At 74.2% G+C, this 20,409-nt stretch carries 18 protein-coding genes; 6 read left to right on the plus strand and 12 right to left on the minus strand.

Annotation, left to right across the window (positions count from 1 at the left end; genetic code table 11):
• Positions 1-79: 79 nt before the first annotated feature.
• Entirely contained in the window at positions 80-1,003 is a 924-nt protein-coding gene (locus tag ACF09E_RS14785; protein ID WP_392205541.1) for a tyrosine-protein phosphatase, read from the plus strand.
• A 78-nt stretch (positions 1,004-1,081) separates the two neighbouring features.
• Here ACF09E_RS14785 and ACF09E_RS14790 read toward each other — a convergent pair whose 3' ends face one another.
• Genes ACF09E_RS14790 through ACF09E_RS14805 form a run of 4 tightly spaced genes read right to left on the minus strand, consistent with a single transcriptional unit; the run spans position 1,082 to position 4,866 of the window.
• Positions 1,082-2,239, minus strand: coding sequence for an acetyl-CoA C-acetyltransferase (locus tag ACF09E_RS14790; RefSeq protein WP_392205542.1), 1,158 nt, complete (start codon positions 2,237-2,239; stop codon positions 1,082-1,084).
• 39 nt (positions 2,240-2,278) lie between these two features.
• Entirely contained in the window at positions 2,279-2,869 is a 591-nt protein-coding gene (locus tag ACF09E_RS14795; RefSeq protein ID WP_392205543.1) for a TetR/AcrR family transcriptional regulator, read from the minus strand.
• 45 nt (positions 2,870-2,914) lie between these two features.
• Positions 2,915-3,703 carry an SDR family oxidoreductase gene (locus ACF09E_RS14800; RefSeq protein ID WP_392205544.1) on the minus strand — a complete coding sequence of 263 codons (789 nt, stop codon included), beginning with the start codon at positions 3,701-3,703 and terminating at the stop codon, positions 2,915-2,917.
• Positions 3,700-4,866 carry an acyl-CoA dehydrogenase family protein gene (locus ACF09E_RS14805; protein WP_392205545.1) on the minus strand — a complete coding sequence of 389 codons (1,167 nt, stop codon included), beginning with the start codon at positions 4,864-4,866 and terminating at the stop codon, positions 3,700-3,702. The genes ACF09E_RS14800 and ACF09E_RS14805 overlap by 4 nt, the downstream gene beginning before the upstream one ends.
• Before the next feature lie 45 nt (positions 4,867-4,911).
• On the opposite strand from ACF09E_RS14805, the gene ACF09E_RS14810 reads away from it, so the two are divergent.
• From ACF09E_RS14810 to ACF09E_RS14825, 4 genes are read left to right on the plus strand one after another with little or no spacing between them, the layout of a single operon-like run.
• Positions 4,912-5,784, plus strand: a complete 873-nt coding sequence (locus ACF09E_RS14810; protein WP_392205546.1) for an enoyl-CoA hydratase — start codon at positions 4,912-4,914, stop codon at positions 5,782-5,784.
• Complete coding sequence (locus tag ACF09E_RS14815; protein ID WP_392205547.1) at positions 5,784-6,953, plus strand: acyl-CoA dehydrogenase family protein; 1,170 nt, start codon at positions 5,784-5,786, stop codon at positions 6,951-6,953. The genes ACF09E_RS14810 and ACF09E_RS14815 overlap by 1 nt, the downstream gene beginning before the upstream one ends.
• Positions 6,953-7,951 (plus strand): acyl-CoA dehydrogenase family protein, encoded by a 999-nt coding sequence (locus tag ACF09E_RS14820; protein WP_392205662.1) that lies wholly within the window; start codon positions 6,953-6,955, stop codon positions 7,949-7,951. The genes ACF09E_RS14815 and ACF09E_RS14820 overlap by 1 nt, the downstream gene beginning before the upstream one ends.
• A complete protein-coding gene (locus ACF09E_RS14825; protein WP_392205548.1) occupies positions 7,948-9,021 on the plus strand; it encodes an acyl-CoA dehydrogenase family protein in 1,074 nt (357 codons plus the stop codon). Before ACF09E_RS14820 ends, ACF09E_RS14825 begins: the two co-directional genes overlap by 4 nt.
• A 54-nt stretch (positions 9,022-9,075) precedes the next feature.
• Here ACF09E_RS14825 and ACF09E_RS14830 read toward each other — a convergent pair whose 3' ends face one another.
• The 8 genes from ACF09E_RS14830 to ACF09E_RS14865 all read right to left on the minus strand — a co-directional run bounded on the left by ACF09E_RS14830 (position 9,076) and on the right by ACF09E_RS14865 (position 19,016).
• The gene (locus ACF09E_RS14830; RefSeq protein WP_361852528.1) at positions 9,076-9,390 is read right to left on the minus strand and encodes a hypothetical protein; all 315 of its coding nucleotides are present in this window, start codon (positions 9,388-9,390) and stop codon (positions 9,076-9,078) included.
• Positions 9,391-9,442: 52 nt separating this feature from the next.
• Positions 9,443-11,560 (minus strand): xanthine dehydrogenase family protein molybdopterin-binding subunit, encoded by a 2,118-nt coding sequence (locus ACF09E_RS14835; RefSeq protein ID WP_392205549.1) that lies wholly within the window; start codon positions 11,558-11,560, stop codon positions 9,443-9,445.
• Positions 11,561-11,576: 16 nt separating this feature from the next.
• The gene (locus ACF09E_RS14840) at positions 11,577-12,560 is read right to left on the minus strand and encodes an FAD binding domain-containing protein (protein ID WP_392205550.1); all 984 of its coding nucleotides are present in this window, start codon (positions 12,558-12,560) and stop codon (positions 11,577-11,579) included.
• Entirely contained in the window at positions 12,557-13,144 is a 588-nt protein-coding gene (locus tag ACF09E_RS14845) for a 2Fe-2S iron-sulfur cluster-binding protein (RefSeq protein ID WP_392205551.1), read from the minus strand. The genes ACF09E_RS14840 and ACF09E_RS14845 overlap by 4 nt, the downstream gene beginning before the upstream one ends.
• 166 nt (positions 13,145-13,310) lie before the next feature.
• The gene (locus tag ACF09E_RS14850) at positions 13,311-13,955 is read right to left on the minus strand and encodes a GAP family protein (protein ID WP_392205552.1); all 645 of its coding nucleotides are present in this window, start codon (positions 13,953-13,955) and stop codon (positions 13,311-13,313) included.
• A 330-nt stretch (positions 13,956-14,285) separates the two neighbouring features.
• Positions 14,286-16,034, minus strand: a complete 1,749-nt coding sequence (locus ACF09E_RS14855; protein WP_392205553.1) for a lysyl oxidase family protein — start codon at positions 16,032-16,034, stop codon at positions 14,286-14,288.
• Positions 16,035-16,426: 392 nt separating this feature from the next.
• The gene (locus tag ACF09E_RS14860; protein WP_392205554.1) at positions 16,427-16,930 is read right to left on the minus strand and encodes a sortase; all 504 of its coding nucleotides are present in this window, start codon (positions 16,928-16,930) and stop codon (positions 16,427-16,429) included.
• Positions 16,931-17,354: 424 nt separating this feature from the next.
• Positions 17,355-19,016, minus strand: a complete 1,662-nt coding sequence (locus ACF09E_RS14865; RefSeq protein WP_392205555.1) for an FAD-dependent oxidoreductase — start codon at positions 19,014-19,016, stop codon at positions 17,355-17,357.
• A 233-nt stretch (positions 19,017-19,249) separates the two neighbouring features.
• Here ACF09E_RS14865 and ACF09E_RS14870 point away from each other — a divergent pair, with 233 nt between their 5' ends.
• Complete coding sequence (locus ACF09E_RS14870) at positions 19,250-20,371, plus strand: SchA/CurD-like domain-containing protein (RefSeq protein ID WP_392205556.1); 1,122 nt, start codon at positions 19,250-19,252, stop codon at positions 20,369-20,371.
• Positions 20,372-20,409: the final 38 nt, after the last annotated feature.

Consider the following 20,409-nt stretch of genomic DNA (forward strand, 5'->3'; position numbering starts at 1 on the left):
CGCGCGCGACGGCACTCCGCGGCACCCCGCCGACTCCCCGGCTCCGGGGACGTCCCCTCACACCGCTAGGAGCAGACCCATGCGTGCCCTCCACCTCCGGCGTGCGACCGCCCTGGTCACCGCCACCGTCGTCCTCGGCGGCCTGCCCGCCCTCACCGCGGCGGCCGCCCCGGCGCGGTCCACGGCCTCCGCCGCGCACCACCCCCGCCCCACCGAGGTCCGCCCCGTCCCGCTCCAGGGCGCGGTCAACGTCCGCGACCTCGGGGGGTACCGCACCGACCGGGGCCGCCAGGTCCGCCACGGCCAGGTGTTCCGGGGCGACGCCCTGGGCCGGCTCACCGACGCCGACCTCGCGGCCCTCGCCGCGCTGGACCTGCGCACCGTCCTCGACTTCCGCACCCCGGAGGAGGTCGCGCGCGACGGCGCCGACCGGCTGCCCGCCGGACTCGCCCCGACCGCGCGCCCCGTGGCCGACCTCGGGCTGTACGCCACGACCACGGCGGCCATCGGCTCCAAGGACCCCGTCAAGCAGCGCGAGCTGCTGGGCGACGGCAAGGCCGAGCGGCTCATGCGCGACATCTACCGCACCTTCGTCACCGACCGCGACAGCCGCCGGCAGTTCGCCGCGACGCTGCGGGACGTCGCCACCGGCCGGACGCCGCTCCTCTTCCACTGCACCTCGGGCAAGGACCGCACCGGCTGGATGGGCTACCTCCTGCTGCGCGCCCTCGACGTGCCTTCCCCGGCGGCCGAGCGGGACTACCTGCTGTCCAACGCCTTCCGCGCGGAGGCGGACCGCAAGGTCCGCGAGGGACTGAGGCAGAGCGGCTACATGGAGGACCCGGGGCTGCTCGTGCCGCTGCAGGAGGTCCGCGCGGACTATCTGGGGGCGGCCCTGGACCAGATACGGCGGGACTACGGAGGCTTCCACGGCTACCTCACGAAGGGCCTCGGACTGGACGCCCGCACCCTGGCGGGGCTCCGCGCACGACTGGTCCGGTGACCGGGTCCTGAAGAGAGATGTCCGCCGGGGTGTGGCCACCCCGGCGGACGTCGTTCGCTCCTGGTCACCGCGGGGGCGTCACAGCCGCTCGATGATCGTCACGTTCGCCTGGCCGCCGCCCTCGCACATGGTCTGCAGCCCGTAGCGGCCGCCGGTGCGCTCCAGCTCGTGCAGCAGGGTGGTCGTCAGCTTGGTGCCGGTGGCGCCGAGCGGGTGCCCGAGGGCGATGGCGCCGCCGTTGACGTTGACCTTGTCGGGGTCGGCCCCCGTCTCCTTGAGCCAGGCCAGGACGACGGAGGCGAAGGCCTCGTTGATCTCGACCAGGTCGATGTCGTCGAGCGTCATCCCGGCCTTCTTCAGCGCGTACGCCGTCGCCGGAATGGGGGCGGAGAGCATCCGGATCGGGTCCTCGCCCCGTACGGACAGGTGGTGGACGCGGGCCCTCGGCGTCAGTCCGTGTTCGCGTACGGCGCGTTCCGAGGCGATCAGCATCGCCGAGGCCCCGTCGGAGACCTGCGAGGAGACCGCGGCGGTCAGCCGGCCGCCCTCGACCAGCGGCTTCAGACCGGCCATCTTCTCCAGGGTGGTGTCGCGGCGCGGGCCCTCGTCGGTGGTGACGTCCCCGTACGGCACGATCTCCCGGTCGAAGCGGCCCTCGTCGATGGCGCGGGCGGCCCGCCGGTGCGACCGGAGGGCGTACTCCTCCATGTCCGTGCGGGAGACGCCCCACTTGGCGGCGATCAGCTCCGCGCCGTGGAACTGGTTGACCGGCTGGTCGCCGTAGCGGGCGCGCCAGCCGTCGGAGCCGGCGTACGGGCCGTCGGTGAGTCCGAGCGGGCCGGCCGCCTGGCGGCTGGCGAAGGCGATGGGCACCATCGACATGTTCTGCACGCCGCCCGCGACGACCAGGTCCTGGGTGCCGGACAGGACGCCCTGCGCGGCGAAGTGCAGGGCCTGCTGGGAGGAGCCGCACTGGCGGTCCACGGTCACGCCGGGCACCTCCTCCGGGAGTCCGGCGGCCAGCCAGCAGGTGCGGGCTATGTCGCCGGCCTGCGGGCCGACGGTGTCGAGGCAGCCGAGGACGACGTCCTCGACGGCCGCCGGGTCGGCGCCCGCCCGCGCCATCAGCTCCTTGAGCACGTGTGCTCCGAGGTCGGCCGGGTGGACGGCGGACAGTCCGCCGTTCCTCCTGCCCACCGGGGTGCGTACCGCTTCGACGATGTATGCCTCGGCCATGGCCGCTCCTTCTTCGATATCCACGCTGTTCGGTGTCCGTCATGTGCGGAGGGCGATCCCCTCCAGCACCATGGACAGGTACTGGCGGGCGATCTCCTCGGGGCTGTGCTGTCCGCCGGGCCGGTACCAGGAGGCGGCCACCCACACGGTGTCGCGCACGAACCGGTAGGTCAGGCGGACGTCGAGGTCGGCGCGGAAGACCCCGGACGCGACCCCGCGTTCCAGGCTTCCGAGCCAGGCCGTCTCGAATCGCCGCCGGGTGTCGGCGAGATAGCCGAAGCGGGGCTGGTCCTGGAGGTGTCCGGACTCCTTCTGGAAGATGGCGACGGCGGCCCGGTGCCGGTCGATCTCCCGGAAGGACTCGGTGACGAGGGCCTCGATGGTCTCCCGGGGGCCGAGGCCCGCGGCGAGCACGGCGTCGTAGCCGGCCCGCAGCTCGTGCAGGAAGCACGAGAGGATCTCGTCGAGCATCGACTCCTTGGAGTCGAAGTGGTAGTAGAGGCTGCCCGCGAGCAGGCCGGCGGCGTCCGCGATCTCCCGTACGGTGGTGGCGTCGTACCCGTGGACGGCGAACACCTCGGCGGCGGTGGAGAGGATCTCCTCACGCCGCTCGGGCGCGGGACCGACCATCGCGCTCCTCCTGCTCCCGCTCCCCGGCGCGCTCCCCCGTCCGGCTCACGCGTGCTGGCTGCTCACGGAGAGGACCTCGCCGGTCAGGTACGAGGAGTAGCCGCTGGCGAGGAAGACGATCACGTTGGCCACCTCCCAGGGCTCCGCGTGGCGCCCGAAGGCCTCGCGGGAGGTCAGCTCCTCCAGGAGTCCGGGGGTGGTGACCTTCACCAGATGCGGGTGCATGGCCAGGCTCGGGGAGACGGCGTTGACCCGGACCCCGTACGCGGCGGCCTCCAGGGCGGCGCAGCGGGTGAGAGCCATGACCCCGGCCTTGGCCGCCGCGTAGTGGGCCTGGCCCCGCTGGGCCCGCCAGCCGACCACCGAGGCGTTGTTGACGACGACGCCGCCGTCGCCCCCGTCCTTCATGCGGCGCAGGGCGGCGCGGGTGCAGCGGAAGGTGCCGTTCAGGGTGACGTCGAGGACCTTGTCCCACTGCTCGTCGGTCATGTCGACCAGGTCGGCGGTGCCGCCGAGTCCGGCGTTGTTGACGACGATGTCGAGGCGCCCGTGGCGCTCGACGGCGAGGTCGAACAGCGCGGCGACCCGGGTCTCGTCGGTGACGTCGCAGGGCAGGGCGTCGACCCGGTCGGCGCCGAACTCGGCGGCCAGCTCCGCCTCGGACTCCTTCAGTCTGCGGGCGTGGGCGTCGGAGAGGAGCACCCGCGCGCCTTCTTCCAGGAGCCGTCGGGCGGTGGCGCCGCCGATGCCGGCGCCCGCGGCAGCGGTGACGACGGCGGTGCGGCCGGCCAGCAGACCGTGGCCCGGCACGTAGGGGGGTGGTGTCCCGGTCATGCGCGGACCTCCTTGGGCAGGCCGAGGACGCGCTCGGCGATGATGTTCCGCTGGATCTCGTTGGAGCCGGCGTAGATGGTGTCGGAGCGGGAGAAGAGGTAGAGCCGCTGCCAGTCGGTGAGGTCGTAGGGCTCGCCGGCCGCCAGCATGCCCCCGGCGCCGCAGACGTCCATGGCGAGTTCCCCCAGCTCCCGGTGCCAGGTGGCCCAGAAGATCTTGCCGATGGAGGCCTCGGGGCCGGGGGCTCCGGCCGCGGTTCCGCCGAGCATGCGCAGGGCGTTGAACCGTATGGTCTCCAGGCCGATCCAGGCCCGGGCGATGCGGTCGCGGACGAGCGGGTCGGCGGCGGCGCCGTTGCGCCGGGCGAGGGCGATGACCGCCTCCAGCTCGCGCCGGAAGCCGACCTGCTGGCCGAGGGTGGACACGCCCCGCTCGAAGCCCAGGGTGGCCATGGCCACGCGCCAGCCCTCGCCGGGGGCTCCGACGATGTGGGAGGCGTGGGTGCGGGCGCGGTCGAAGAAGACCTCGTTGAACTCCGAGGTCCCGGTCAGCTGGACGATGGGCCGGATCTCCACGCCGGCCTGGTCCAGGGGCACGAGGAGGTAGGAGAGTCCGCGGTGCCGGGTCGAGCCGGGCTCGGTGCGGGCGACGACGAAGCACCAGTCGGCCTCGTGCGCGAGTGAGGTCCACACCTTCTGTCCGGTGACCGCCCAGTCGTCCCCGTCGCGCTCCGCGCGGGTCCGGACGTTGGCGAGGTCCGAGCCGGCGTCGGGTTCCGAGTAGCCCTGGCACCAGAGTTCCGCGGCGGCGACGATCGGCGGGAGGAACCGGGCGCGCTGCGCGGGCGTGCCGAAGGCGATGAGGGTGGGGCCGAGGAGCTGCTCGCCGATGTGGTTGACGCGGGCGGGGGCGTCGGCGAGGGCGTACTCCTCGTGGAAGGCGACCTGCTCTTCGAGGGTCGCGCCCCGTCCTCCGTACTCCTCGGGCCAGCCGACGCAGGTCCATCCGGCGGCGGCCATGTGCCGCTCCCAGGCGAGGCGTTCGGCATGTGCCTCGTGCTCCCGTCCGGGGCCGCCGCGGCCGCGCAGCGCCGCGAACTCGCCCGTCAGCTGCGAGCGCAGCCAGCCGCGGACCTCTCTGCGGAACTCCTCGACGTCGTTCATGGCCGTACGTTAACCTACCAAACACTTGTTAGGGAAGGAGGGCGGATGTCCGCTGCCCGCACCGCGTCCGGCACGCCCGCACCGCAGGAACCCGTCCGCTACGAACGCCGGGGCCCGGTGGCCGTGGTCACCATGGACCGCCCCGCGTACCGCAACGCCCAGAACTCCGCCATGACCTACGCCCTCGACCGCGCCTTCTACCGCGCGGCCGAGGACGACGAGGTCAAGGTGGTGGTGCTCGCGGGGGCCGGGAGGCACTTCTCCGCCGGCCACGACATCGGCACCCCGGAGCGCGACGCGCACCTGCCGTTCGACCGCAGGGCCGGCCTCTGGTGGGACCACTCGGACAAGACGGGCGCGGAGAGCCGCTTCGCCCGCGAGTCCGAGGTCTACCTGGGCATGTGCCGCCGCTGGCGCGAACTGCCCAAGCCCATGATCGCGTCCGTGCAGGGCGCCTGTGTCGCCGGAGGCCTGATGCTCGCCTGGGTGTGCGACCTCATCGTCGCCGCCGAGGACGCCTTCTTCGCCGATCCGGTGGTCCGCATGGGCATCCCCGGAGTCGAGTACTTCGCCCACCCCTGGGTGATGCCCCCGCGCATCGCCAAGGAGTTCCTGTACACCGGCGACCGGATGGGCGCCCGGCGCGCCTACGAGGTCGGCATGGTCAACCGGGTCGTCCCGCCCGGGGAACTGGCCGAGCACACCTTCGCCCTGGCCCACCGGATCGCCGAGATGCCCCGCATGGGCCTGGCGCTCACCAAGCGCGCCGTGAACCAGGCGGAGGACCTCCAGGGCCTGCACACGGGCATGGACTCGGTCTTCGGCCTCCACCACCTCGCGCACGCGCACAACGCCGAGACCGCATCCGACGCGCTCGGCGGCATGGACATCCGCTCGATGAAGGCGGCGGGAGCCTGATGGACCTCGACTTCTCCGCGGCCGACCACGCCTTCCGGGCCGAGGCCCGCGCCTGGCTCACCACGCACGTACCCGACGTTCCGCCGGCCTCCCTGGAGACGGAGAAGGGATTCGCCGCCCACCGGGAGTGGGAGCGGCTCCTGTTCGCCGACCGCTGGTCGGTGGTCTCCTGGCCCGAGGAGTACGGCGGCCGGAACGCCTCCATCCTCCAGTGGCTGATCTTCGAGGAGGAGTACTACGCGGCGGGGGCACCCGGCCGCGTCGGCCAGAACGGCATCAACCTCCTCGCCCCCACCCTCTTCGAGCACGGCACCGCGGAGCAGCGCGCCCGCGTCCTGCCCTCCATGGCGAGCGGCGAGGTCGTCTGGGCCCAGGCCTGGTCCGAGCCGGAGTCCGGATCGGACCTCGCCTCGCTGCGCTCCCGGGCCGAGCGCGCCGACGGCGGCTGGCTCCTGAGCGGACAGAAGACCTGGTCGTCCCGCGCGGCCTTCGCCGACCGGGCCTTCGGCCTCTTCCGCAGCGAGCCCGACACGGCCAGGCCGCACCAGGGCCTGACGTACCTGATGTTCCCGCTGGACGCCGAGGGCGTCACCGTGCGGCCCGTCGGGCGCCTGGACGGCAAGCCCGCCTTCGCCGAACTCTTCCTCGACTCGGTCTTCGTGCCCGACGAGGACGTGATCGGCGCCCCGGGCGAGGGCTGGCGGGTCGCGATGAGCACCGCGGGCAACGAGCGGGGCCTGACCCTGCGCAGCCCGGGCCGGTTCACGGCCGCCGCCGCGCGTCTGACCGAGCTGTGGCGGGAGAACGCCGAGCCCTCGGACACGGCCCTGCGCGACCGGGTCGCCGACGCGGTCATCGGCGCCCGCGCCTACCGGCTGTTCACGTACGCCAACGCCTCCCGGATCGCCGCCGGAGGCTCGCTGGGCGCCGAGTCCAGCCTCAACAAGGTCTTCTGGTCCGAGCTCGACATCGCCCTCCACGAGACGGCGCTCGACCTGCTCGGCCCGTACGGGGAACTCTCCGACGAGGCCGCGGACGCGCCCGCGCGCGGCGGCTGGGCCGAGGGCCACACGTTCTCCCTCGCCGGGCCCATCTACGCGGGCACCAACGAGATCCAGCGCGACATCATCGCCGAGCGACTGCTCGGCCTCCCGAAGGGACGCCGGTGATGCGGTTCCTCCTCGACGACGACCAGCGGGAGTTCGCCCGCTCGCTGGACCGCATGCTCGCCACGGCAGACACCCCGGCGGTCGCGCGGTCCTGGGCGGCCGGTGACACCGCGCCCGGGCGGGCGCTCTGGGCGCGGCTGGCGGAGGCCGGCCTCTTCGCCCTCGCCGTCCCCGAACGGCACGGCGGCCTCGGCCCGCTTCCGGTGGAACTGGCCGTCGCGTTCACCGCGTCGGGACGCCATGCCGTGCCCGGTCCGCTGGTGGAGACGGTCGCCGCGGCGGCGCTCCTCGACCGGCTCGGGACCGCCGAAACCGCCGGTCTGCTCCCCCGGATCGCGGCGGGAGAGGCCCTCGTCTCGCTGTGCGTGCCGGCCGTCGGCGGCCCGTACGCCCTGGACGCGGACGCCGCCGACGCCGTGCTCGTCGTCGAGGGCGACACCGTCCGCCTCGCCGAGGCCGCCGGCCCGGTCCAGCCCTCGGCCGACCCCGCGCGCCGGCTGGCCCGCCCGCTCGGCGGCACCGTCCTGGCCCGGGGCACCCAGGTGGCCGCCGCCACCGCGTACGCCGCCGACGTCGCGGCCCTGGCCACCGCCGCCCAGTCGCTCGGCCTCGGCCGGACCCTGCTCGACCGGACCGTCGCGTACGTCGGGCAGCGCACCCAGTTCGGCGTCGCCGTCGGGTCCTTCCAGGCGCTCAAGCACCGTCTCGCCGACACGCTCATCGCCCTGGAGTTCGCGCAGCCCCTGCTCCACGCGGCCGCCCTGGCCCTGGCGGAGGGGGCGGACGACTGCTCCGCGGAGATCGCGGCCGCGAAGGTCACCGCGGGCGAGGCGGCCTACGCCGCGGCCCGCACCGCCCTCCAGCTCCACGGCGCCGTCGGCTACACGGAGGAGCTCGATCTCGCCCTCTGGATCCGCAAGGCCCGGCCCCTGCGTGACGCCTGGGGGACTCCCGCGGCCTGCCGTGCCCGCGTCCTCGCGAAGGGAGCCCTGGCGTGAGGACGACGGAGGAGCAGGACGAACTGCGGTCCGCCGTACGGGCCGTGCTCGGCCGCCGCCCGGGAGACGCGGCCTGGCGGCCGCTGACCCGACAGATCGGCGTCGCGGGGCTGGCCGTCCCCGAGGAGTACGGCGGAGCCGGGTGCGGGGCGGTCGAGGTCGGCGTGGTGATGGAGGAGCTCGGAAGGGAGCTCAGCCCGGTCCCGTACCTCGGTTCCGCGGTGCTGGCGGCGCAGGCGCTGCTCGCCACGGGCGACGAGGCGGCCTGCGCCCGGCTGCTGCCCGGACTGGCCTCGGGTGCGGAGGTGGGCACCCTGGCGTGGGCCGAGGGCGGCTCCTGGGATCCGGCGGCCGTACGGGCCCGCGCCGTCCCCGGGCCCGCGGGAGGGTGGCGGATCACCGGGACCAAGGAGCACGTCCTCGACGGCGGGCGGGCCGAGGTGCTGCTGGTGGCCGCCCGGACGGATGCGGGCGTCTCGCTCTTCGAGGTGGCCGTGGACGGCGCGGGCGCGGAGTGCGCGCCCGCCGTCACGATGGACGAGACCCGTGCCCAGGCGCGGGTGGTCCTCGCCGGGGCCGAGGGGCGGCTGCTGGGCGTCGAGGGCGACGGCGGGCGGGTGCTGTCGCACGTCCTGGACCTTGCCTGCACGGCGCTCGCCGCCGAGCAGGTCGGCGCCGCCGCGCGCTGCCTGGAGCTCACCCTGGCCTACGCCGGGGAGCGGATCCAGTTCGGCCGGCCCATCGGCTCCTTCCAGGCGGTCAAGCACCGCCTCGCGGACGCGTACGTCCTGGTGGAGTCGGCGCGCTCGGTCGCGCTCGGCGCCGCCTTCGCCGCCGCGGCGGGCTCCCCGGAGCTGTCGCGCTGCGCCGCCGCCGCGAAGTCGGCCTGCTCGGAGGCGTACGCGGCGGTGGCCGGCGAGACGATCCAGCTGCACGGCGGCATCGGCATCACCTGGGAGCACGACGCCCACCGCTACTTCAAGCGGGCGCACGGCACGGCCCGGCTCTTCGGCCCGCCGCACTGGCACCGCGCCCGGCTGGCCGGCCTCCTGGGACTGCCGGCCGCGTGAGGGACCCCACCGTGCTCCGGCCACGGTCCGCCGGCGGGGTGGGGCCGCGGGGCCTCACTCCTCGTCGCCGGCGATCGCCAGCGCGAGGGCCTGGAGGACCTGTTCGGTGGGCGCCCCGGGTTCCGTCCGGTCGTAGGCGTCGGCCACCGTCTCGAAGGCGAGCACGAAGCCGCGGACCAGGGCGCTGACCGGGCCGGTGAGCTGACTGAGGACGGCCGCCCCGACCTCCACGGCGTCGTCGGTGTCGGGCACCAGGAACCGCGTCGGAATGACCTCGCCGAGCAGGTCGGAGACGTAGTCCTGGGGAACTCCACCGCGCAGGGCCGTGAGGGCCGCGATGGCCTTGAGCTGGATCTCGTTCTCCGTCATCGGACGAGCCTACCGAGGAAGTCCCGCACGGCAGCGTGCCCGGACCGCGTGTTCAGTCGGGCAGGTGCCCGAGGATCCGGTCCGGGGTCAGGGGCAGGTCCCGCAGCCGTACGCCCACCGCGTGGTGGACCGCGTTCGCGATCGCGGCCGCGGTCCCCACGATCCCGATCTCCCCGATGCCCTTGCTCCCCATGGGGTTGAGATGGGGGTCCTCCTCGTCCAGCCAGTGCGCTTCGAGTGACGGCAGGTCGGCGCAGACCGGGACGTGGTACGAGGCCAGGTCCCGTTCCGCGAAGTCCCCGAACGCGGGGTCGAGCGTGCTGCTCTCGGTCAGCGCCATCCCGAGCCCCATGGTCATGCCGCCGATGAACTGGGAACGTGCGGTGCGTCGGCTGAGGACCCGGCCCGCCGCGAAGACGCCGAGCAACCGGCGGACCCTCACCTCCCCCGTCACGGTGTCCACGTCGACCTCGGCGAACTGCGCGCCGAACGCGTGCCGTGCGTACGGGGACTCCCGGCCGGCCTCCTCCCCGGTGTCCGCCCGCGCGGTGAGGCCCTCCGGCGGCAGCGGCCCGGAATGGGCGCGCACCATCCCGGCCAGGGCGGTACAGGCCTTGTGGACGGACCAGCCCCAGGACGAGGTCCCCGAGGAGCCGCCCGCGAGGGGCGCGGTGGGCAGGGCGCTGCTGCCGAGCTCCACCTGTACCGAGTCCACCGGAACGCCGAGCGCCTCGGCGGCGACCCCGGCGAGGACCGTACGGGCCCCGGTCCCGATGTCGGTGGCGGCGATCCGTACGAGACGCCGGCCGTCCGGCCAGGCGTGCGCAGAGGCCGACGAGGGGCTCAGGAGGTACGGGTAGGTCGACGCGGCCACTCCGGTGCCGGTCAGAAGGTCACCCGTCCTCCGCACTCCCGGCCGGGGATCGCGGCCCTCCCAGCCGAAGCGCCGCGCCCCCTCCCGCAGGCATGCCGTGAGGCCCCTGCTGCTGAACGGCCTGCCGCTGTCGGGTTCGGTGCCGGGCTCGTTGCGGAGCCGGAGCTCGACGGGATCGACGCCGGTGGCGACGGCGAGTTCGTCCATGGCCGCTTCCAGGGCGTACATGCCGGACGCCTCGCCGGGGGCTCTCATCCACGAGGGTGTCGGCACGTCGAGGGCCACCACGCGATGGCTCGTCCGGCTGTGCGGCGAGGTGTACATGGTGCGGGCGGGGACGGCCGCCTGCTCGACGAACTCCCTCACCGTGGAGGTCTGGGTGACGACCTCGTGGGCGAGGGCGCGGATCACACCGTCGGCGTCGGCGCCGATGCGGACGCGCTGGACCGTGGGGGCGCGGTGGCCGACGACGGCGGCGAGTTCGCGGCGCGGGAGCACGAGCTTGACGGGCCGACCGAGGTGCAGTGCGGCCATCGAGGCGAGGACGACCTGCGGCCGCGGAGTGCCCTTGGAGCCGAAGCCCCCGCCGACGTACGCGGAGGTGACCGTGACACGCTCGCGGGCGACGTGGAACATCCGGGCGAGGACGTCCCGCACCTTCGTCGCCCCCTGGCTGGAGTCGTGCACGGTCAGCGCGCCGTCCTCCCACGACGCGGTGGCGGCGTGCGGCTCCATCGGATGGTTGTGCTGGGCGGTCATCGTGTAGGTGGCGTCGACGTGCACGGCCGACGCGGCGAAGGCGGCGTCGAAGTTCCCGCGCTCGCGCAGGGCCGGATGACCGCCGTTGGCCTCCTCGGGTGCGTAGAGGCCGGGGTGGTCGGCGGCCGGGCCCGCGTCGTGCTCGTCGACGGTGTACTCGATCCGCAGGTCGTCGGCGGCCGCCCGCGCCGCCTCCAGGGTGTCGGCGACCACGAGGGCCACGTACCAGCCCCGGTGGGGCACGCGGTCGGTCTGCAGCAGGGACAGTGTCGGGTCGTCGGCCTCGCCGAGGCGCGGTGCGTTCTCATGGCTGAGCACCGCCTGGACCCCCGGCCGTCGCAGCAGCTCGTCGGCGTGGACGGCGGTCACCCTGCCCCGCGCGACGGTGGCGGGAACCGGGACGGCGTGGGCGCAGCCGTGCGGGGTGTACTCGGCTGCGTAGCGCGCCGATCCGGTCACCTTCTGCCGGGCGTCGCGGCGGACGGGGGCGTCCTCGTCGGGCGTGGACGGGGCGGGGCGCGGGGGGTGCGGGGGCATGACGGGGTCGGCCTCCTCAGGGGCGGGACGCGAGGTCGGTGAGCACGCGGACGGCGAGACTGCGGGCGAGCGGCACCTTGAAGGCGTTGTCGCGCAGAGGGTCGGCCGCCGCGAGTTCGGCGTCGGCGGCGCGGGCGCACGTCTCCTCCGTGGCGGGCGCTCCGCGGAGGACCTCTTCGGCCTGTCGGGCCCGCCACGGCGCGTGGGCGAGCCCGCCGAAGGCGAGGGAGGCGTGGCGGAAGGCGCCGTCCTCGACGGTCACGGTCGCGGCGACGGAGACGAGCGCGAAGGCGTACGAGGCGCGGTCACGTGCCTTCCGGTAGACGCTGTGGACTCCCGCGGGAGGCGGGAGCGTCACCGCCGTGACGAGTTCGCCGGGCCGGATCACCGTGTCCTGCTCCGGTGTGTCACCGGGCAGCCGGTGGAATCCGGTGAGGGGCACGGTGCGCTCGCCGTCGGGGCCGAGGAGGTGGACCCGGGCGTCGAGCGCCGCGAGCGCGACGGCCATGTCCGAGGGGTGCGTGGCGACGCACCCCGGGGAGTGCCCGAGCACCGCCAGGTCCCGGTGGACGCCTTCGCGGGCGGGGCATCCCGTGCCCGGCGCCCGCTTGTTGCAGGGTTTCGAAGCGTCCTGGAAGTACAGGCAGCGGGTGCGCTGGAGCAGGTTGCCCCCGGTGGTGGCGGCGTTGCGCAGCTGCGCGGAGGCGCCGGCCAGAAGGGCCTGGGACAGGACCGGGTACCGGTCTCGTACCAGCGGATGGGCGGCGAGGTCGCTGTTGCGGACGGTCGCCCCGACGCGCAGGCCGCCGTCCGCGGTCTCGTCGACGCCGCCGAGCGGGAGACGGCCGATGTCGACGAGGAACGGCGGAGTGGCCACCCCCAGTTTCATGAGGTCGACGAGGTTGGTGCCGCCGGCGATGTAGTGGGCGCCGGGGTGCGCCGCGTACGCGGCGAGCGCCTGGTCGGTGTGCTCGGCGCGGACGTAGCCGAAGGGCTTCACGAGGCGACCTCCCGGACGGCGTCCACGATGTTCGCGTAGGCGCCGCAGCGGCAGAGGTTCCCGCTCATGCGTTCGCTGATCTCCTCCGGGGTGAGGACCGGGGGACCTCCGGTGCGGGGCTCGTCCGGCGCCGTGACGTGCGAGGGGTGGCCGGCGGCCGCCTCGTCCAGCATGGCCACGGCCGAGCAGATCTGACCCGGGGTGCAGTAGCCGCACTGCAGGGCGTCGTGTGCGACGAACGCCTCCTGGAGGGGGTGCAGGCGGTCCTCACCCCCGGCGAGACCCTCGATCGTGGTGACCGGCTCGTCGCAGGTGACGGCCAGGATCAGGCAGCTGTCGATCCTGCGGCCGCCGACGAGGACGGTGCACGCTCCGCACTGTCCGTGGTCGCAGCCCTTCTTGGCTCCGGTGAGGTCCAGGTGCTCGCGGAGGGCGTCCAGGAGGGTCGTACGGTGGTCGAGCCGCAGCTCGTACGTGGTCCCGTTGACCTGGAGCGAGACGGACGAGGCGTAGCCGGGAGGTTCTCCCTCCGTCGCGCCGTCAGGGGACGGCTGGTTCTCGCTGGTCGGTCCGGCACGGTGCACGGTGGTCGCTCCTCCCGCTGCGGACGGCGTGTCCGCCGTCGTCTCCTTCCCCGGCTTCCCCGGCTTGCGCACCGTGAGTCGCGCTTGTCCGCCGAACGGCTCAGAGACCACCGCGGTGGGCGGCCCGGCCGTCGGAGGGCCTCGGGGGCCGCTGCGGCCGTCCCCGTCAGGCGACCAGTTCGTAGATGCTCCGGGCCGTCGTCCACAGGCCGACGACCAGGGCCAGGGTGACGATCAGCCGCTCCTGGTGCTGCTCCAGCCAGGTCCGCAGGGCGTTCAGCCGGGCGTTGGCCGCCTCGGGTGCCCGGACCGCGTACGTCTCCATCACGACGAGGCTCAGGGTGGCCAGCAGGCAGTAGCCGGCCAGGGCGAGCCAGGCGGTGAGGGTGGACAGGTCCGCGTCGACGGCGGTCGCGGCGCCGACGCCGACCAGGGCCCACGGCTGCAGCACCCACGCGAGGGCGGCGGCGGTGGCCGTGGAGGCCTCGTCGATCCGGGCGGACCAGCGGGGCGGGCCGTGCGGTCGGGGCGGCCGGCGGTGCCGGTGGACGCCGTAGACGGCCAGGGCCAGGCCGAGGACCAGCTTCGCGACGATCGCGGCGGTCGAGGGGGCGCTGTGGCGTGCCGGCGGCTCGCCGCCCGTCAGCAGCACCACGCAGGCGATCACCGCGATGAGGTTGGCCAGCCACGACAGCAGGAACGCCAGCCCCTGGCGGACTCCGCGGCGGGAGGACAGCAGGAGGATGAAGGCGCTGTTGTGCAGGGGCCCCAGGCTGATGGCCGTGCCGACCACGATCAGGTCAAGGACCATCGAATCAGCCGCTCCTGGACGCGAAGGGGTGTGCGGTGGACGGGCGGGGGCCGGGCGGCGGGGCCGGGCGGGCCGGTGCGGTGCCGCCTTCCGACTGTGCAGGTGGCGGCGGGGCCGGTCAAGCAGGCCACGCCCGTACGTCACCCGCGTCCCCCGGGCGCCGAACGACGACGGCGGCCGGACCCGGGTCTTCCGGGTCCGGCCGCCGCTCGCGCCGGTAGGGGCGCTTCCCTCTGCCCGGTCCGGTCGGACCGGGCGGGCCGCACGGGTCGCCCCGTGCTCAGTCCGCGTGCGCGGGAGCGCGGCCGGTGCGCGGCCGCGCGGTGGGGGTCAGTTGGCGTTCACCAGCTCGTGCGCGGGCACGGTCACGGTGCGCGCACCCTTCGTACCGCCGAGGACGACCTTGCGCAGCGCGCTGTTGTTGTCGAGGTTGGTCTCCTTCAGCCGCTTGGCCGGGTTGGCGAGCACCTGGATGTAGTACGTGCCGTTGGGCAGGTCCGTGATGTCGAAGGACTGGCCGGGCAGGTCCTGGGTGTAGGTGTCGCCGGAGCCGACGTCGAGGACCTCGCGGACGGAGATGGAGCTCTCCTGGCCGCAGGCGGTGGAGAGGTCCGTGTTGAACGGGTGCCAGTTGGCGTTCTTCACCGTGTAGTCGACCGCGTCGGTGTTGGCGAGGCAGAAGGCCTCCTTGCCGCTGCGGACGGCTTCCTTCTTGTCGGCCTTCAGCAGCCGGTAGCTGGCGAAGTCGGTGAAGTGCCAGTGCACGTGGCCGGGGCGCGGGTCCCATTCCATGGTGCCGGTGGGCGTGTAGCCGACCTGCTTGCCCTTGGCGTCGTAGAAGTACTGGAAGGCGTCCATCTTGGCCTTGCCGGGCGAGCGGAAGCCGTCCACGACCAGCTGGGCCGGACCGGCGTTCCAGACGTTCGCGCTGAAGGCGAGGTAGTCCTTGCCGGGGGTGCCCTGGCCGCCGCCGTCGCCGATGGTGATGCCGTAGGCGGGCAGCGACCTCAGATCGGGCTTGGGGACGTCGGGGACGGACGGGGTGCCGGTCGGGCGGGCCGCCCGGGGGGTGAGGGCCGGGGCCTTGCGCGAGCCGTCGGTCTGACCGGCGGTGTCACGGGCGGCCTGGAAGCCGGAGCGCCCGGCCTGCCGGGCCTTCACGGCCCACGGCAGGGCCGGGGGCGCGGCCTTCAGCGGGCCGTGGCCCACGTTGTACGAGGGGCCCGCGCCGCTGGTCTGCGGTGCGCCGGCCTGGGCGGGGCTCGGGGCGGCGTGTCCCGCGCCGTGTCCGGCGTGGGCGGAGGGGTCCTGGTGCGCGGAGCCGTGCCCGGCGTGCGCCTGGGCCGCGGCGGCCGAGCGGCCGTTCTCCCAGCTGCGCTCCTCGATGGTCAGCTTCACCGTGGCGGGCTTGTCGGCGATGCCGAAGAGGTCGCGGTACTTCTTCGCGACCCCGACCTTGGCGGTGTAGGAACCCGCGGCGAGCTTCACGGGCTCGGTGTAGGAGCCGCCGTAGGTGTTCGCGGCCCAGCCCTTCTCGACGCCCCATACGGAGCCGAGGGTGAAGGGGTTGGTGGGGCAGCTCTCCGGATACTTCGAGGTGGCGGGCGCGTCGGGCCGGACCCGTCCGCTGGCGTTGTTCGGGCAGAAGCTCTCGGCGCGGGTGACGACCACCTTGCCGTTCTTGTCCTTGATGGTGACCTCGGCGAAGCCGGGGAGCCCGGAGAAGTCCTTCACGGTGCCCGCGGGCAGCGCCTTCGCCTTGGCCTTGCCGCCCTCGAAGACGGTCTGGGTCACGGTGACCGGGTCCTTGTAGGACTTCCGGGTCACCTTCAGCTCCAGCGGCTGCCCTTCGGAGGTGAGGTACGTGCCCAGGTCCAGGTAGACGCCCGGCTCCTCCTTCCAGGAGGTGAGCGTGACCGAGCCGGTCGCCGCGATGAGGCTCAGCTTCGGCCCGGTCGGGGCCGCCGTCGCCTTCTCCGGCGCCGCGGCCATGAAGCCGACCGTCACGGCCATGGCGGCGACGGCGGTGGTCCCCGCGAGCAGCGGCCGCCGGAGCCGGTGGGTGCGCGTGGTGCTCATCGTTCTCTCGTCCTCCGAATGCTGTGGAAAAGCAGATCGGCCGCGGCCCTGCGGGAGTTCCCCCTCCCGGGGCTGACGCGGTGTGGGGCGCTCGTGCACCCGCGCTGTGAGAGGAGAGCGGCGGCCATCCGGTTGTCCCGAGAGTCGAAAGGCCCCGATGTTGGCCGGAAGCAGCTCCTGGGGCGACGGCCGCACGCGCCTGGCGGAACGGCACTTCACCACGGGAAAGAGGGTCCGGTTCGCGAGACGGCGGTCGTGTCACGGGTGGCCCGAAAGCGCTGTCGCCCGGGTCGGGGTGCCGGAGGGCCCTCGCGGCACGGTCTCGGGACAGGGCGAGGCCCCGGTGTCCGGGAGGACACCGGGGCCGGGAGTCGGCGGGTGGGGCCGTGCGTTCAGCCCGCGTCGCGGGCGGCGGCGCGGCGGCGCCTCGTGATCAGGACGCCCGCGGCGGCGCCGCCGAGGAGGAGCGCGCCGAGGGCGTACGGGCTGCCGCTCTCCGTCTCCTCCGCGCCGGCGGCCCATCCGAAGCCGGCCTCGACGGCGCCGTTCGGCCGGCCGGAGATCTGGTAGGTGACGGTCTGCTGAATGCGCGGCGGGCACTTGAGGGTCACGGTGTCCGTGCCGGAGGCGGCGTCCAGCGGCAGGGTGAAGGTGCCGACCAGGACGCCCTCGCGGTCGCCGGGCAGGAGGTGGAACTTCCCGCCCACGACCGATTCGCCCTTGCCGTAGGTCTCCTTGCCGCAGGCGGTGGTGGTGACGGTGACGGTGCTTCCGGGGGCCGCCTTGCCGGGGTTGACCCGGGCGTCGCCGCCGGGCGCCGCGACGGCGGAGGGCGCGGACAGGACGAGGGCTCCCAGGACCAGGGCGAGCGGGGGAACCGTACGAGCGAGACGCATGCTTCTTCTCTCCTTCGGCGGAGCTTTCCTGGCCGGCTGGGCCGCGCGGCGCCTGTGCTGTGCTCCGTGCACGAGGAGATCGCCGACCGGGGGCCGCCGCAACGCGAGGAGTGCGGCCGATGTCCCCCGGTCGGGGGCTTGATCATCCTGACTGATGATCAACACCGCAGGTCACGGCGGGCCCGTCGGTGCGGGAAGGCGATCCGCCGTCCGCCCGCGAACGGGTGAGGGCCCGCGGCGACAAGCGCCGCGGGCCCCTGTTCCGGACCTGCCTCCGCCGCCCGGCCCGACGGCCGGACCGGCGCCCGGGAGCGGTCTCACGGGCCTCCCGAGCAGGGAGTCCCGCGCCCGGTCGCCGCACGGACCCGCCGTCCGGCGACCGGGCGCCCGGCGCATACCCGCCGCACGGGCGGCGGGCAAGCGGTCAGTCCCGGCCGAGGATCGCCGTGAGGGCCTGCCGCAGGGCCTCCGCCGGGTCCGCGGACGCCCCTTCGGACCGCCAGGCGACGAACCCGTCGGGGCGGACCAGGACGGCGCCGTCCGCGGTGACCCCGTGGGCCTCCCCCCAGTCCGCCCCGCCCTCGGTACCGAGGTCCGCCCCGGGCCCGTCACCGATCCGGTACGAGTCGAGCGGCACCGCCAGTTGCGGTCCGACCCGGCCGGCCGCGGCGTGCCAGCCGCCGGCGCCGTCCGCCGAGCTGAGGAGCACCAGGGACCGTTCGTACAGGTCGAGGGTGGAGATCCGGGTGCCGGCGCGGTCGAGCCACATGTGGGGGGCGCGGCTGCCGGGTTCGCCGGTCAGGCTCAGGCCTTCGAGCACGACCGGCCGGGCGGGGTCGGTGCCCAGGACGGCGCCCCGCTGGTAGCGGTAGCCGAGCACCTCGTTGAGGATGCCGCCCTTCCGTCCCTTGGGGCTGCCGGTGGCGGGGCCGGGGGTGTACCCGGGGTGGCTGTGCTCGACCGACCGCGCCGCGGCCCGCGCGCTGGTCGTCTCCGCGACCGGGCGGCGCTCCGCGTCGTAGGACGCGAGGAGTCCGGGGCCGGCCCAGCCGTTCAGGACGGCGGCGAGCTTCCAGGCGAGGTTGTGGGCGTCCTGGATGCCGGTGTTGGAGCCGAAGGCGCCGGTGGGCGGCATCTCGTGGGCGGAGTCGCCGACGAGGAACACCCGCCCGTCCGCGTACCGCTCGGCGATCCGCTCGGCCGCGTGCCAGGGGGCGCGGCCGGTGATCTCCACGTCGAGGTCGGGGACTCCGACGGCGCGCCGGATGTGCTCCCTGCACCGCTCGTCGGTGAACTCCTCCAGCGTCTCGCCGTTCTCGGGGTGCCAGGGCGCGTGGAAGACCCAGCGCTCCCGGTTGTCGACCGGCAGCAGGGCGCCGTCGGCGTCGGGGCTCGTCAGGTAGCAGACGATGAAGTGCCGGTCACCGACGACCTCGGCGAGGCCGCGGGAGAGGAAGGTGATGCTGACGTTGTGGAACAGGTCGCCCTGGCCGTTCTGCCGGATGGCGAGCTGTTCGCGGACCGGGCTGCGCGGGCCGTCCGCCGCGACGAGGTAGTCCGCCCGGATGGTGGTGTGCTCACCCGTGCCGCGGCTCTTGACCTGCGCGGTCACCCCGTCGGCGTCCTGCTCGAAGGACATCAGCTCCGCCGAGAACCGCAGGTCTCCGCCCAGCTCCCCGGCGCGTCGGACGAGCACCGGCTCCAGGTCGTTCTGGCTGCACAGGCACCACGCGGAGGGGCTGAAGCGGGCGAGGCCGCCGCCGGGGTCGATCTCCTTGAAGAGCCACTCGCCGGCGTCTCCCACCAGGTCCGGGGCCTGCAGGATGCCGTTGTTGCGCGCCAGCACCGACGCGGCCTCCTGGATCGGGTCGACGACGCCGGCCCCGCGGAACAGCTCCATGGTGCGCACGTTGTTGCCGCGGCCCCGGGGGTGGATCGAGGTGCCCGCGTGGCGCTCGACCAGGATGTGCGGCACGCCGAGACGGCCCAGGAACAGCGCGGTGGAGAGGCCCACCAGCGAGCCGCCGACGATGAGTACGGGCGTGCGGTGACCGGTTGCTTCGCCGGCCACGTCGAATCGGTCCATGTTCGTCTCCGGCGTCGCGTGCGACGCGAATCGGGGATGGGATGCAGATTCATGCCCTTCGGGGAAGCCTCCGCCTGCCCGAGGCACCCGGATGGCCCGCGTTTCACTCGTCCGATCCACGCGGACTCGCGCACTCCCGGCGCTCCTGTCAAGGATCGACACATGACGGCCCCGGCGTGTCGCTCACGCAGGTCGTTCCCCCCTCCCCACCGAGAAGAGAAGAGGTGTGCCGGATGGCCCCCTCGGGACGCATCTCGCAGTCCGTTTTCGACGGCTCCAGGCTGCGGGTGATCCTGCTGCTCGACCTGTACGAGGGAGCTCAGCAGCAGTTCCTGGACGCGTACGAAGTGATGCACAAGCAGGTCGCCTCCATCCCCGGTCACATCAGCGACCAGCTCTGCCAGTCCATCGAGAACCCCTCGCAGTGGCTCATCACCAGCGAGTGGGAGAGCGCGCCGCCCTTCCTCGCGTGGGTGAACAGCGAGGAGCACGTCGAGATCGTCAAGCCGATGCACAGCTGCGTGCGGGACACCCGCTCGATGCGCTACAGCGTCCTCCGGGAGACCGGCCCCGCCCAGGTGGCGGCGGTGACCACGACCCCGGCCGACGCGCAGCTGAAGGCGCGTGTGGGCGAGGGAGTGGCGCGACACGCCCTCACCTTCACCGTCAAGCCCGGCTCCGAGTCCAAGGTGGCGGAGATCCTGGCCGGGTACGAGTCGCCCCGCGCCCAGGTCGACGAGACCACGCGGCTCCGCCGCACCTCCCTCTTCATGCACGGCAACCGCGTCGTGCGGGCCGTCGAGGTGGAGGGCGACCTCCTCGTGGCGCTGCGGCACGTCGCCCGGCAGCCCGAGGTGCGCGCGGTCGAGGAGGCCATCAACCCCTACCTGGAGCAGGACCGGGACCTCACCGATCCCGAGTCGGCACGGGTGTTCTTCACCCGCGCGGCGCTGCCCGCCGTCCACCACGTGACGGCCGACCGGCCGGCCCCGGCGGACGTGCGGCGGCACGCGCTGTACTACCCGGCGAAGGAGGGCCACGGCATGGACCTCGCCCGGCTGCTCGCCGACCAGGACCGGGCCGCCGCGGGCGACCCCGCGAACCCGGTGCACGCGAGCACCGTGTTCCAGCGCGACGACATCGTGGTGCGCCTCGTCGACGTCGCGGGCGAGCTCGACCTCGACCCGGTCGCCTCCCTCGGGCTCCGTGGTGCCGGAAAGGCCGCGGAGCTGGAGCGGCTGCTCGACGGCGCCGCGATCGGCGTCGAGGGGTCGCTGGAGACCGAGCGCAACGTCAACCGGCTCCTGTCGCACGCCGACATGCTGCCCGTCACGGACCGCTCGGCGCAGTCCTGACGCCGCTCGCGGCTCCCACCGCGGTCCCCCAGCACGTC

This window comes from Streptomyces sp. NPDC014891 (assembly GCF_043081085.1).
Taxonomy (GTDB): domain Bacteria; phylum Actinomycetota; class Actinomycetes; order Streptomycetales; family Streptomycetaceae; genus Streptomyces.

What these genes read in the sequence shown, in the direction of transcription:
- ACF09E_RS14800 (WP_392205544.1), bottom strand. Translation starts at nt 3,703, where the DNA reads ATGACCGGGACACCACCCCCCTACGTGCCGGGCCACGGTCTGCTGGCC.
- ACF09E_RS14860 (WP_392205554.1), bottom strand. Translation starts at nt 16,930, where the DNA reads ATGCGTCTCGCTCGTACGGTTCCCCCGCTCGCCCTGGTCCTGGGAGCC.
- ACF09E_RS14870 (WP_392205556.1), top strand. Translation starts at nt 19,250, where the DNA reads ATGGCCCCCTCGGGACGCATCTCGCAGTCCGTTTTCGACGGCTCCAGG.
- ACF09E_RS14790 (WP_392205542.1), bottom strand. Translation starts at nt 2,239, where the DNA reads ATGGCCGAGGCATACATCGTCGAAGCGGTACGCACCCCGGTGGGCAGG.
- ACF09E_RS14835 (WP_392205549.1), bottom strand. Translation starts at nt 11,560, where the DNA reads ATGCCCCCGCACCCCCCGCGCCCCGCCCCGTCCACGCCCGACGAGGAC.
- ACF09E_RS14865 (WP_392205555.1), bottom strand. Translation starts at nt 19,016, where the DNA reads ATGGACCGATTCGACGTGGCCGGCGAAGCAACCGGTCACCGCACGCCC.
- ACF09E_RS14805 (WP_392205545.1), bottom strand. Translation starts at nt 4,866, where the DNA reads ATGAACGACGTCGAGGAGTTCCGCAGAGAGGTCCGCGGCTGGCTGCGC.
- ACF09E_RS14820 (WP_392205662.1), top strand. Translation starts at nt 6,953, where the DNA reads ATGCGGTTCCTCCTCGACGACGACCAGCGGGAGTTCGCCCGCTCGCTG.
- ACF09E_RS14850 (WP_392205552.1), bottom strand. Translation starts at nt 13,955, where the DNA reads ATGGTCCTTGACCTGATCGTGGTCGGCACGGCCATCAGCCTGGGGCCC.
- ACF09E_RS14795 (WP_392205543.1), bottom strand. Translation starts at nt 2,869, where the DNA reads ATGGTCGGTCCCGCGCCCGAGCGGCGTGAGGAGATCCTCTCCACCGCC.
- ACF09E_RS14810 (WP_392205546.1), top strand. Translation starts at nt 4,912, where the DNA reads ATGTCCGCTGCCCGCACCGCGTCCGGCACGCCCGCACCGCAGGAACCC.
- ACF09E_RS14785 (WP_392205541.1), top strand. Translation starts at nt 80, where the DNA reads ATGCGTGCCCTCCACCTCCGGCGTGCGACCGCCCTGGTCACCGCCACC.
- ACF09E_RS14815 (WP_392205547.1), top strand. Translation starts at nt 5,784, where the DNA reads ATGGACCTCGACTTCTCCGCGGCCGACCACGCCTTCCGGGCCGAGGCC.
- ACF09E_RS14855 (WP_392205553.1), bottom strand. Translation starts at nt 16,034, where the DNA reads ATGAGCACCACGCGCACCCACCGGCTCCGGCGGCCGCTGCTCGCGGGG.
- ACF09E_RS14830 (WP_361852528.1), bottom strand. Translation starts at nt 9,390, where the DNA reads ATGACGGAGAACGAGATCCAGCTCAAGGCCATCGCGGCCCTCACGGCC.